At 39.6% G+C, this 12,484-nt stretch carries 9 protein-coding genes; 2 read left to right on the plus strand and 7 right to left on the minus strand.

Going from position 1 to position 12,484, the window contains the following annotated elements:
• Window positions 1-137: 137 nt before the first annotated feature.
• Window positions 138-1,772 (plus strand): carbon starvation CstA family protein, encoded by a 1,635-nt coding sequence (locus ALPR1_RS19865; RefSeq protein ID WP_008203382.1) that lies wholly within the window; start codon window positions 138-140, stop codon window positions 1,770-1,772.
• Window positions 1,773-1,786: 14 nt separating this feature from the next.
• Here ALPR1_RS19865 and ALPR1_RS19870 read toward each other — a convergent pair whose 3' ends face one another.
• The 7 genes from ALPR1_RS19870 to ALPR1_RS19905 form a co-directional block, all read right to left on the minus strand.
• Window positions 1,787-3,325 carry a phosphatase PAP2 family protein gene (locus ALPR1_RS19870; protein ID WP_008203384.1) on the minus strand — a complete coding sequence of 513 codons (1,539 nt, stop codon included), beginning with the start codon at window positions 3,323-3,325 and terminating at the stop codon, window positions 1,787-1,789.
• 10 nt (window positions 3,326-3,335) lie between these two features.
• Window positions 3,336-4,265: a hypothetical protein gene (locus tag ALPR1_RS19875; RefSeq protein ID WP_008203385.1), complete on the minus strand. Its 930-nt coding sequence runs from the start codon at window positions 4,263-4,265 to the stop codon at window positions 3,336-3,338.
• A gap of 35 nt (window positions 4,266-4,300) precedes the next feature.
• A complete protein-coding gene (locus ALPR1_RS19880; RefSeq protein ID WP_008203387.1) occupies window positions 4,301-5,404 on the minus strand; it encodes a hypothetical protein in 1,104 nt (367 codons plus the stop codon).
• A gap of 123 nt (window positions 5,405-5,527) precedes the next feature.
• On the minus strand, window positions 5,528-6,073 hold the full coding sequence (locus ALPR1_RS19885; protein ID WP_040303945.1) for a hypothetical protein: 546 nt from the start codon (window positions 6,071-6,073) through the stop codon (window positions 5,528-5,530).
• 381 nt (window positions 6,074-6,454) lie between these two features.
• Window positions 6,455-9,328, minus strand: coding sequence for a translation initiation factor IF-2 (gene infB, locus ALPR1_RS19895; protein WP_008203392.1), 2,874 nt, complete (start codon window positions 9,326-9,328; stop codon window positions 6,455-6,457).
• A gap of 64 nt (window positions 9,329-9,392) precedes the next feature.
• On the minus strand, window positions 9,393-10,637 hold the full coding sequence (gene nusA / locus ALPR1_RS19900) for a transcription termination factor NusA (protein ID WP_008203393.1): 1,245 nt from the start codon (window positions 10,635-10,637) through the stop codon (window positions 9,393-9,395).
• Window positions 10,638-10,642: 5 nt separating this feature from the next.
• Window positions 10,643-11,116: a ribosome maturation factor RimP gene (locus ALPR1_RS19905; RefSeq protein WP_008203395.1), complete on the minus strand. Its 474-nt coding sequence runs from the start codon at window positions 11,114-11,116 to the stop codon at window positions 10,643-10,645.
• Between the two features lie 334 nt (window positions 11,117-11,450).
• On the opposite strand from ALPR1_RS19905, the gene ALPR1_RS19910 reads away from it, so the two are divergent.
• Window positions 11,451-12,479 (plus strand): rod shape-determining protein, encoded by a 1,029-nt coding sequence (locus ALPR1_RS19910; protein WP_008203396.1) that lies wholly within the window; start codon window positions 11,451-11,453, stop codon window positions 12,477-12,479.
• The last annotated feature ends 5 nt before the right edge of the window (window positions 12,480-12,484 follow it).

A 12,484-nucleotide genomic window follows, 5' to 3' on the forward strand; every position in this document is an offset into this window, starting at 1 on the left:
TTTTAATTAGGGCTAATTATCTTTTCAAAATCAGTTTTAATTCTATTTTTTCTCCCTTTAATAATCCTTTATTTTGAGTAAAAATTAATTTACAAATAATTTAATCGGCAAAAGACCCATTTCCCAAATAGCTGAATATGAGCCTTCCTTTATTATTACTTGCCTCCGGAATCATATTATTCCTAGCCTACAAAGTTTATGGATCATACGTATATAAAAAATTTGGGTTATCGGACGAAAATCCAGCTCCATCTCATGAATTTAAGGATGGAGTAGATTACGAGCCAAGTAAACCCATAGTAGTTTTAGGCCATCATTTTGCCTCAATTGCAGGTGCTGGGCCTATTGTAGGCCCCATAATCGCTGTAACTTTTGGTTGGATCCCAGCAATTATCTGGATTTTAATAGGAGGAATTTTCTTTGGAGCTGTTCACGATTTGGGCAGCATGGCAGCATCTCTGAAGACCGAAGGAAAATCTATTGGTGTCATCATCAGAAAACAAATTGGCCCAAAAGGGAAGCAATTATTTATCATTTTTAGTTTTTCCACCTTAATACTGGTCATAGGTGTTTTTGCTGACATTATTGCCAAAACTTTCGTTAGCAACCCTGGAGTAGCCTCGGCATCCATTTCATTTATTTTCTTGGCCATCTCTTTTGGAGCGGTAAGCAAATGGGTAGGCAATAAAAAGATAGCTTTTGCCTTCCTTACGGTTATTGGCGTCGTGCTGATGTATTTCTTTGTCTATGTAGGAATGCAATTTCCTATTATTTTAGATTATAAAATCTGGATTCTAGCCTTATTGGGTTATGCATTTATCGCTTCAGTCACCCCAGTAAGCCTACTTTTACAACCAAGAGATTATTTAAATAGCTTTTTATTATATGGAATGATCCTCGCTGCAGTTTTGGGGATTTTCATTGCCAATCCCGAAGTAAAAATGGGAAATGAAATTATCGCTTCCTCAGAGAGCCTTGGCTATATATTCCCTGTTTTGTTTATCACCATTGCCTGTGGTGCTATTAGCGGATTTCATTCTTTAGTAGCTTCTGGAACCACTTCAAAACAACTTGATAAGCCCAGTGATGCAAAAGTTGTAGGTTTTGGGGGAATGCTAATCGAATCATTTCTTGCAATCATTTCGGTCAGTGCAGTGATAGTGCTGGATCGGGGTGATTACCTTTCTCAGTTGACCAGTGAAGGACCTGTTGCTTTATTTTCCACAGGTTTAGGTGGAATGATTTCATCTTTGGGGATCTCCGAGCAGTTTGCAACAGCATTTGTCGCATTAACTGTTTCAGCATTTGCTTTGACAACCTTAGATACTTGTACTCGCCTGGCTCGATTTACCTTGCAAGAATATTTTGAGGATTTACCTCAACCAGCGGCAAAAAAAGTCGCAAGCAACCGATTCTTATCTACAGGTATTGTGGTTGGACTATCCATCTTACTTCTGGTTTCTGGAGAATTCACGACCCTTTGGCCAATTTTCGGCTCCGCCAATCAATTATTGGCAGCCTTGGCCTTGTTGACAATTGCTGTTTGGATGATTCGTGAAAAAATAAATGCATGGTTTGTGACCATCCCCATGTTTTTCATGTTTACCGTCACCTTAGCTTCCTTGGGTTTATTCGCTTGGCGAAATTTCCAAGATGGCATCTATGTGCTTTCCATCATTGCAGCCGCCTTATTTGTATTGGCAATCTCTTTGATGGTTTTAGCCACAAGAAGTTTAAAAAGTGAAATCAAAGAGCCAGCTGAGGCCCTTTGATTTCAAATTTTTCATTAAAAGTCGGCTCCGTCCTCTTTTGCTTTTTCGATTGAATATTGGGCTACATTGACGCCTTGAGTAGTTCCAACAGTTGCGTCAAATGTCCAATGGATACCTCCATAAACTCTAGAAATTGCAGCTTCTTCAGCCCAAGCCCTTACAGTTTCAGCTTTATCAGGGAATATATAAGCTAATACTTCAGATGCAGCAGCCGAAAACACGGAATGGCCAGAAGTATAGGAAGGGAAATTTGGTGTACCCGCGATTGTTTCAAAACCTTCAATAGTCTGGATAGGTCTTGGGTAATGATAATAATACTTCGCGTCCCAGCAACTGATGCCAGCATCCATAACAGCCATATTCAAATAGGCCATGGTTCTAGCAGACCTTAGTGTATTCATTTTCTTTTCAACAATAAAGCGGTTGGCAAATTCATTCCAGTGCCCTGGTGGAGTATATGTTCCTAAACCATCCTGCCAAAAATTGGCTATTCGTCTATGGGTAACACTTTGTTGAGCAGCATACTCTTTTAAAAGTATCACATCCTCCTCATATTCAGGGGAACCCGGAGCCGGAGGTATTGGTGGTCTCGTTGCCTCAACATTGGGCACATTCCACATTTTCACTTGCCCAAAAAGAGGAGTTAACCCTACCGGTCTTTGAGGTGCCTCTTGGTTTATCCATTTCCAGCCAAATCTTTCAAAGGCAGCATTCGCCAATGAATCTGAAACAGCTTTTGAAGTTTGAGCATTTTTCATCCCGTCGGTTGAGGCCCTTTCCAAAGCTTTTGCCGCAATTTCATTTCCTATTTTAACTCCTGCATCCAAATCGCTCTGAACATACTCACCTGAAAGCAAAAGTGTCTCTAAATGCTCCATTTCCTTACGATCGAGGTATTCACCTTCCAATGGAAACATCGCTTTCAAAACAGTTTTAGAGGCTGCAGCCACAACTGCCCCATCTGAAGGGTAGGAAGGCAATTCATTATCTTCATAGGCATGTTTAATACTCGGATCAATAACATAAGGAGCTTCTCTGTTGTATTGAAACTTGTAGTTCCACGCCGTAATCAAACCGTCATACTGGGCCACAGACATATAGGCTAAAGCACGGCTTGCATAGGGAGGATGAGAAAATGGAAAAACTGGAGGTCCATCGGGATTACTTGGATTTGGCAAGGTGTAGGAACCATCTGGATTTGGGCCGGGAATCAAGTTATATTTTGCGATCAGTTCCAATGCAATTTCATTCCACCTTACCACAGGGTTATTGGTCCATTTTTTCAAGTTCTTCTCTTGTTGAGAACTCATGTTTTCTATTCCAGACTTTACCATTTCTAATTCTTGTTGATATTCAGCAGAATTAGTAGAAGTAGGTTCGTCTATTTTTATTTCTGATCCACTGGATAGAAGAATAGGCTTCCAAGTCCCTCCATTTTGATCTAAAGAGGCATAGTTATAAGAATCATAGGCCAATTCTGTAGGTAGATCTTTGTTACAAGCCATTAAAATAGCAATCAAACACGTATATATTAGGTAAATTTTATTTTTCATTTCCTTTTAATTAAAACCCAAACTGATAAGTGACTCCCATTCCAAAAGAGGTCATTTTAGGTGCATTTCTTCCAGCAACATTCTGTTGGAAATACCCCAAAACTCCCAGCCCTTTGATCTTTGGGAAATAATAATGAGCAAAGCCTCCAACACGCGTCATATCCACTTTGTTGGTAGGTTGAGGTGCGTTGTAAGCTCTTATATCATCTCCTGATGTCGATGTCTGATTGCTCATCGTCACTTCCACTCTTAGGTCATTTTCAAAAAACCATTTACCAATGGTTAAATCAAAATTCCATGAACTTGGTACATCCATCCAAGCAGTGTAATAACTGCCGTCATTATAATAATATTCACGTTCAGCCTCCGTGTATCCTTTCCATACATAAGCACCTGCAAACCTTCCATAAAAACCATTATTGAATTGGTAGTGGGCAATTGCCCGCCAGGCTATTTGTGGTGTGCCTAGCCCAAGGCTGTATGGTTGATAATCCGATAAATAATTGGACACTGGAGTTGAAAATAAAATAGAGCCATAAAGAGATAGCTTTCCTTTATCATCCGTCCTTTCTAAAGCTTTGTATTTCACACCAATGGAAAGGTCTTGAACTCCTGATGTCCCTGCGAACTTGCCTCCATTCGGCGTAGTAGAATTGGTTTCCATATATGGCAAACCCGCATACACGTCTAACTTATCGGTAATTCCATAGGCTGCCATCAATAATGCTGACCTCCGCTGTACAGTTGCGATGGTCTCATTTTCTCGCAGGAAATCGCCTTCCCAATACTTGTTAAATTCTCCGTATTGAAAATTCAGAAGAAAACATATTTCATTCTTTGGCATCATTAATTCATCCGTAGGGGATTGGGAAAATGAATAGGTCGTAAAACCCAGGAGGCAACAGATAGCTGCCACCGATTTTTTTATATTTAAGTACATAATTGAAATTTTATTTCTGCCTTAATTTTAACTGCTCAATGCGCGTTGAAAACATCTGGCAATTTTTTAGGTATTCTCCAGGCGAGTGAAAAATTAATCAGGTAGTCTGCAAAGGCAGCATCTCCATGCACGATTTTATCTGGAGTAGAATTTTCTATATCTGTTACACTCTGCGTTCTATTTCTTAATACCGCAATAGGCACGTTAAGTCTTCCTGTCACATTACCAAGCATATAACTGATTCCAGGCTCCACTGAAACGATATAGCCAGGTCTTCTGAAACCATCGCTTCCTCCGATAAGATCTCTTACAGGAATCCCTTCTACTCTACCGCCAAGTGAAACTCCTAATCCATGGACTTTTTCGAATGACTTGAATACTCCTGTCCGAACAGCAAATTGATCTGGAACACTCATGATCGCTTCATTTTCTCTTCTTCTATTCGTAGGAGTACCGTTGGTTTCCTTGGGATTGATCATATAAAATCCATCATAGTACAAGAAGTACGTTCCGGTAAGATTCCAGATACCCTGGAAATCCAGAATTAAAGCTGTTCCTCCATCCCCTAATTGGATAGATTGATCTACCGTTTTTACTTCTTCTACTCCTTCATCGCCTTGATTATAGAAAGTACTAGTCGCTGCATAGTCGCCCGTAGGAAATTTGACACCTATACCTACCGCAGTGTTCCCTTTTTTTGCTTTTTCACCAGAAAGTAACCAGTATCCAGCTCCGATTCTCATATCTCCAAAACCTTTGGAATAAGTAGTATGTCGCTCGGTCCGACCATGCTCATACAAAGAGCTTCTTTCATTGTATTGAAATGGAAGAGAAACGATCCCGTATAGCCTTTCGGAAAAAGCATAGCTTATATTAATATCCAGTCCATGTTGATGGTTTATTACTTCAGTCCCATCTTCAAGTCTATTGGTTTCTTCATGACTCCCTCTAAAGTGTCTGAATGACTTGAAATAGCGATAATTGGCAGAAATATTCCATTCTCCTTTTTCAAGGATATTTCCCTGACCTACAGAATTTCCAAAACCAGAAAATTGTCTTATTGCCACACAGCCTTGGCCATAGGTATCCATTGAATGTAGTAGCAATGCCACTACTATTAGTGTATAAATTCTTTTCATTTGTTATAGGGTATATTGTTTCGCCCCCTCTTTTTATCAATCAAAAAGGGGCAATAGGTAAATGAGAGCTATGGAAATAGCTCCTGTTAGATAGAATACCTTAGGATATTCTAATTGTAAAAATCAAGAGTTTTGAGGAGGGGGTGACTCGATCGAGTAAAAAGGATTTTGATAAATTGAAAAAGTAAATGCAACTGTGTTATTTGGAGTCGTGAGATTAGTTCCAGCGAAATGAAAAACGGTAGCTCTCATATAATCTTTGGCAAAGTTTTTCAACATGGACTTATTTCCCTGATCTTGGGGAAGTTCATCATCCATCATACCTGAAACCCATTGTTGAAAAGCATTATTCAACACATTTCTACCCGTATCAGGAACATAAATAATCTGTAAGGTATCGTTAATGTAACGTTCCTTAATCGCTCGGAAGAATTTCCCGTCTTTTTCAAATCTAGTATTAGTTACCTGGAAATCCTCCTGAAAAGACCTGTAAGGGATGGTCATGGGAACCTCAAGCATTTTCTCATCCAATTGCTCCAAATCCAGGTCAAAAACCTCCTCTTGCCATTTTGATTCCAAGTGGGAATCATAAGAAACGTAAAACGCATAAAAACCAAATTGGTAAATCGCGAAACACGTGAGGAGTAATATGGAAGAAATTCTTTTCAATTCAGATGGCTTGCAAGGTGAAATGTATAAATATTTCAATCTATCACCAATAAAAATGTGAAAAAGGTCTATTAAAAAAATTATACCTTTCTCATCCGAAACTTTATCTCTTACCGGAGACTTTATGCAAAATAAAATTTCACAAAACCATAGAGACTCAAGAACAAAATAGCTGACCCTCCAAATATCTTAATTACTTTAAGCCTATTGAATCTATCCAAAAACCATAAAACATACACTGGTTTGATCAATCCTAGGATTATTTGAAGAAGTGATAAATAGACTCCGAGTTTCAAGAAGAATAGAATGGCTTGAATCATAGGTTAAAATTAAAAAAGGAACGGTTTCCCGTTCCTTCTTACTATATCAATTTATAGCTATTTATTTTTTACGCTTGATTTCTCTCATTTCGTAACCTTCGATCGTATCATCGATCTCGATGTTGTTGAAATTCTTAATAGAGATACCACATTCATATCCAGCTTTCACCTCAGCGACATCATCTTTGAATCGTTTCAACTGGTCAATCTCTCCTTCATGGATCACGATACCATCTCGGATGACTCTGATTTTATTCTTTCTGGTGATATATCCATCAAGTACATAAGATCCTGCCACTGTTCCGATTTTAGAAATCTTGAAGACCTCTCTAACCTGAATGTTACCAGTGATAACTTCTTCAAATTCTGGCTCAAGCATACCTTCGATTGCATCCTTGATCTGATTAATCGCATCGTAGATAATTGAGTAATGTCTGATCTCAATTTCTTCCTGCTCTGCCAATTTCTTGGCGTTAGAAGAAGGTCTTACCTGGAATCCAAGGATAATTGCATCTGAAGCAGAAGCTAACAATACATCAGACTCTGAAATCTGACCTACCCCTTTGTGGATAATGCTCACCTTCACTTCATCTTTCGAAAGTTTCAGCAAGGAATCAGAAAGGGCTTCTACAGATCCATCCACGTCACCTTTGATGATAATATTCAATTCCTTGAAAGAACCAATCGCCAATCGACGACCAATCTCATCCAACGTAATGTGTTTCTTGGTTCTTAAACTTTGCTCTCTCTGGATCTGCTCTCTTGAGTTTGCAATTTCTCGAGCTTCTCTCTCAGAATCGTAAACCTTGATAATATCTCCTGCTTGTGGTGCTCCATTCAATCCTAATAATAGAACTGGTGTGGATGGTCCAGCAGTTTTAAGTTTCTTGCTCTTATGGTCAAACATCGCTTTGACACGACCATAATGCTTACCTGCCAAGATAATATCTCCAATTTTCAATGTACCGCTTTGAACCATGACAGTGGTCACATAACCACGCCCTTTGTCCAAAGAAGCTTCTATCACTGTTCCAGAAGCATTTTTCTCAGGATTCGCTTTTAGTTCTAATACCTCTGCTTCCAAAAGTACTTTCTCCAAAAGATCATCAACACCTTCACCAGTTTTGGCAGAAAGTTCTTGAGACTGGTATTTACCTCCCCATTCTTCAATAAGCAGGTTCATATTTGCCAACTCTTCCTTGATCTTATTAGGATTAGCGTTTGGCCTATCAATTTTGTTAATCGCGAAGATCATCGGTACCCCAGCAACTTGTGCGTGGTTGATGGCTTCTTTTGTTTGAGGCATGATGCTATCATCTGCAGCAATTACGATAATCGCAACATCCGTGATTTTCGCACCTCTCGCTCTCATCGCAGTAAAGGCTTCGTGTCCTGGAGTATCCAAAAACGCGATTTTATGTCCTGTCTTGGTCTTCACATCATAAGCACCGATGTGCTGTGTGATTCCCCCTGCCTCATCAGCAGTGACTTTGGAAGTTCTGATGTAATCCAAAAGAGAAGTTTTACCATGATCGACGTGTCCCATGATCGTAACGATAGGGGCTCTTTCGATCAAATCTTCTGGATCATCTTCAACCTCTTCTACAATTTCATCTTCAATAGACTTGGTGAATTCTACTTCATACCCAAATTCATCAGCGATGATCGTAATTGCTTCGGCATCCAATCTTTGGTTGATCGAAACGAACATACCAAGAGACATACATGTAGAGATAATTTCATTTACTGAAACATCTAAAAGAGCCGCTAAGTCATTTGCAGAAATAAATTCTGTTACTTTTAATAACTTAGTTTCTTCGCTCTGTACTTCTGTATCTCTTTCTCTCTCTGCTTTTTTATCTCTTCTAGACTTGGATTTACCACTTCCTGGCTTATTTCCTTGAAGTCTAGCAAGCGTTTGCTTGATTTGATCTTGAATTTCCTTCTGAGTAGGCTCAGCTTTTTGAACTCTGTTTTGGCCGCCTCTATTATTGCCGCCTCTGTTATTGCCTCGGTTTCCACCTTGGCCTTGACCTCCACGGCCTCCGCCGCCCTTGTCAATTCTCTTTCGAGGTCTCTTTTTATCTCTTCCTCGTTCGTCAGAAGAAGCTACAGGACCACCTTTCTTTTTAGGTTTGTCTTGAGGCAATTCTATCTTACCAAGTACTGTCAAACCTTTAAGGGAATCTGCTTTTGCAGAAATTACCTCACTAGGCTTTTTCTCTTGCTCTTTACTTGGAGCAGGAGGAGTTTCTTTTTTAGGCTCTGGCTTGGCAGGAGCTTGTTGTTGTTTCGGCGGATTTTGCTTCTGTTGAGCAGCAGGTTTCTTTTGGTCTTGACCTGGCTTATTCTGCTTACCCTTCTTATGGTCGCCATGTTTTCTATGGCCACCATGCTTTTGATTGGGCGCAGGATTTTTACTCAAATCAATTTTACCAAGAACTTTAATACCTCCCAATTGAGGGGCTTCTGTCTCTATTTTATCAGATTCAGGTTCTTTCTTAGATTCAGAAGTAGCAGCAGGAGCCGGAGTTTCCGGTTTTTCCTCTGGCTTAGGCTCCTCTTTTTTCGGCGTTGGCTCTGGCTCTGGTTCTGGAGCCGGTTTTGGAGCTGGAGCTGGAGCTGGCTCAGGTTTAGGAGTCTCCACAGGAGCAGCAGGCTCTGGCTCTGGGGCCTTTTCTTGCTTAGGCTCCTCTGTCTCCATCGATATAGGCTCATGGCGCTTCCCTATAGAGAGGTGGGAAGCCTCTTCTTTATCGAGGGCAGAAGATTTGAATTCCTTTCTCAGCATCTCTACTTGTTCCATACTGATCTTGGAATTCGGATTATTCTCCACCTCAAAGCCTTTTTTAGCCATGGACTCTACGATGGTCGCCGTTCCCACGTTGAGCTTTCTGGCTATCTGGCCTAATCGCATCATTTTTTCTTCTGACATAAGCAAAAACTTCTTTCGAAATCTTAAGTAAAATTAGGGTATTTTATTCTGTAATCACCCTGTGTTATTGTTCAAATTCTTGTCTGAGGATTCGGAAAATTTCATCAATTGTTTCCTCCTCAAGTTCAGTTCTTCGGAGTAAATCCTCCTTACTGAGGGTTAAGACACTTTTTGCGGTATCCAAACCAGTTTTTTTCAATTCTTCGATAATCCAGCCATCAATTTCATCGGTGAATTCTACCAGATCAACATCCTCTTCCTCATATTCATTGAGTTCACGGAAGACATCAATCTCATATCCTACCAATTTACTGGCCAATTTAATATTATAGCCACCTTTTCCGATTGCTAGAGATACTTGGTCTGGCTTCAAGAAAACAGAAATTCTTTTTGTTTCCTGGTCAGCTGTAATCGAAGATACTTTTGCTGGGCTCAATGCTCTGGTGACATAAAGGTCCAAATTATCCGTGAAGTTGATTACATCAATGTTTTCATTTTGAAGCTCTCTTACTACAGCATGGATTCTGGAACCTTTCATTCCAACGCAAGCACCCACTGGATCAATTCTATCGTCATAGGATTCAACAGCTACTTTAGCTCTTTCTCCCGGTTCACGAACGATTTTCACAATCGTGATCAATCCATCATAAACTTCTGGAACCTCATTTTCAAATAAACGTTCCAAAAATACAGGTGAAGTTCTGGATAATATGATTTTTGGATTGCCATTCATCATATCCACTCGGTGGACAATCGCTTTTACAGCATCCCCTTTTCTGAATCGATCCTTGGGAATTTGTTCTCCTTTAGGTAAAATCAACTCATTTCCTTCATTATCCATCAGAAGAACTTCTCTACCTAAGATCTGATAGACCTCAGCAGAAACAATTTCTCCTACCTGCTCTTCATATTTATTATATAAGATATCTTTTTCAAGATCCTTAATTCTCTGAATCAATGTCTGACGAGCCATTTGCACAGCTCTTCTTCCAAATTCTTCCAGTTCAATTTTCTCGTACACTTCTTCACCTATTTCGAAATCAGGTTCAATCTTTCTGGCTTCAGTAAGACTGATTTTATCGAAGTCCCAAATATCCTCAGAATTGTCATCTACGATTTCCCTAATTCTGAAAATCTCAAGGTCACCTTTATCCGCATTGATGGTTACATCGAAGTTTTCGTCATTCTCAAACTTCTTTCGAATCATTGCTCTGAACACATCTTCCAGGATACGGATCATGGTAGGTCGATCCACATTTTTAGATCTCGCAAACTCTGCGAAGGATTCTATTAAGATTTTGGCATCCATTTGACTTATTTAAAAGATACTTGTACGATTGTTTTTTTCATCTCTTCAAAAGAAAGTACTACTTCCTCTTCTGTGGCTTTCTTGCCTTTTTCTTTTTTCTTTACCAGCATTTTCACACCAGTAGTATCTACCTCTAATAATTTCCCCTTTAGCTCCTGCCCTGAAGTCAATAAGACTTTCAGTTCTCTGCCAATATTTTTTTGAAATTGTCTTCTACTACTTAAAGGATAATCCACCCCAGGAGAAGAAACTTCTAAAATATAAGCTTCCGACATCAACTCTTTTGCCTCCAATTCTTCGGCCACTGCTCTACTTACATTTGCACAAGTCTGGACATTAAGTCCTTGATCAGCGTCAATCAATATACTGAGGACGGTTTTTCCTGACTTGGGAACCAAATTTACTTCTACTACGAAATGACTTTCATCTGGGAGATGCTTCTCCACAATCTCCTCAATCGCTTGCTTTAGCTCCGACATATTGTATGCATAATGAAAGAGGGGACAGTGTGTCCCCTCGAGAAACTTTCGAATACCGCACAAAGGTAAAATAAATTATGAGTAAAAACAATTTGAGTAAAAAATCTACAAAGAGGCAAAAAACTACACAATGAGATGGATTGATTTATAAAACATAGCCCCTACTTAAAAGCCTCAGGAGACCATTTCGATAATTAACCCAAAAAATATCGTGTTTCTTTCAGAATTCTCCCTTTAAGGTAATAATTTTGCCGACCTCCTGTTTAATAAAGAGTACAAGTCGTGCTATATTAAGCAATCAAACTCCAAATTAATAGCAACCAATAAGTCAAAAATGGGATTATTCGATTTTTTCTCAAGTGATATAGCCATCGATTTAGGCACCGCAAATACACTTATTATCCATAAGGATAAAATTGTAGTCGACGAGCCGTCAATTATTGCAATCGACAAGACAACCAATAGAGTCTTAGCCGTAGGTCGAGAAGCTATGAACATGCATGAAAAAACGCATGAGAACATTAAAACTATTCGTCCCTTAAAAGATGGGGTTATCGCAGATTTCTATGCTGCGGAACAAATGATCCGAGGATTGATCAAAATGATCCCAGGTCAGAAAAAAGGAATGTTCCCTCAATCTCATAGAATGGTTATTTGTATCCCTTCAGGAATTACCGAGGTGGAAAAAAGAGCCGTTCGTGATTCCGCTGAACATGCCGGAGCAAAAGAGGTTTATATGATCTTCGAACCCATTGCCGCTGCTATAGGTATTGGGATTGATATTGAAAAACCAATGGGATCCATGATCGTGGACATTGGAGGAGGAACAACAGAGATTGCCTTGATCGCTTTATCAGGTATTGTAGCTGACCAATCAATCAGAGTGGCAGGTGACACCTTCACGAAAGATATCCTGGACTACATGAGAAGGCAACACAATTTATTGATTGGCGAAAGATCTGCTGAGAAAGTGAAAATTGCTATTGGTTCAGCCCTAACTGAGCTTGATGAGCCACCGGAGGATTATGAAATCCGTGGCCGTGACTTGATGACTGGAATCCCTAAAGTAATTAAGGTTTCTTATTCGGAGATCGCTTTTGCTTTGGACAAATCAGTTTCGAAAATCGAAGAAGCGGTTTTAAAAGCTTTGGAAATCGCACCTCCAGAACTTTCTGCAGATATTTATGATAACGGTATCCACTTAACAGGTGGTGGTGCTTTGCTGAAAGGTCTTGATAAAAGACTTCACCAGAAAACTAAATTGCCGATTCACATCGCAGAAGATCCACTGAGAGCAGTGGTAAGAGGAACAGGTACCGCCTTGAAAAACGTACATAGTTTCAGAACAGTATTGATGACCTAAACCCT

It is taken from the genome of Algoriphagus machipongonensis (genome assembly GCF_000166275.1).
Lineage (GTDB): Bacteria > Bacteroidota > Bacteroidia > Cytophagales > Cyclobacteriaceae > Algoriphagus > Algoriphagus machipongonensis.

Bases quoted from the DNA above. Each gene is read 5' to 3' on its own strand.
- ALPR1_RS19865 (WP_008203382.1), top strand. From the start codon at position 138: ATGAGCCTTCCTTTATTATTACTTGCCTCCGGAATCATATTATTCCTA.
- ALPR1_RS19880 (WP_008203387.1), bottom strand. From the start codon at position 5,404: ATGAAAAGAATTTATACACTAATAGTAGTGGCATTGCTACTACATTCA.
- infB (WP_008203392.1), bottom strand. From the start codon at position 9,328: ATGTCAGAAGAAAAAATGATGCGATTAGGCCAGATAGCCAGAAAGCTC.
- ALPR1_RS19910 (WP_008203396.1), top strand. From the start codon at position 11,451: ATGGGATTATTCGATTTTTTCTCAAGTGATATAGCCATCGATTTAGGC.
- ALPR1_RS19870 (WP_008203384.1), bottom strand. From the start codon at position 3,325: ATGAAAAATAAAATTTACCTAATATATACGTGTTTGATTGCTATTTTA.
- ALPR1_RS19875 (WP_008203385.1), bottom strand. From the start codon at position 4,265: ATGTACTTAAATATAAAAAAATCGGTGGCAGCTATCTGTTGCCTCCTG.
- ALPR1_RS19905 (WP_008203395.1), bottom strand. From the start codon at position 11,116: ATGTCGGAGCTAAAGCAAGCGATTGAGGAGATTGTGGAGAAGCATCTC.
- nusA (WP_008203393.1), bottom strand. From the start codon at position 10,637: ATGGATGCCAAAATCTTAATAGAATCCTTCGCAGAGTTTGCGAGATCT.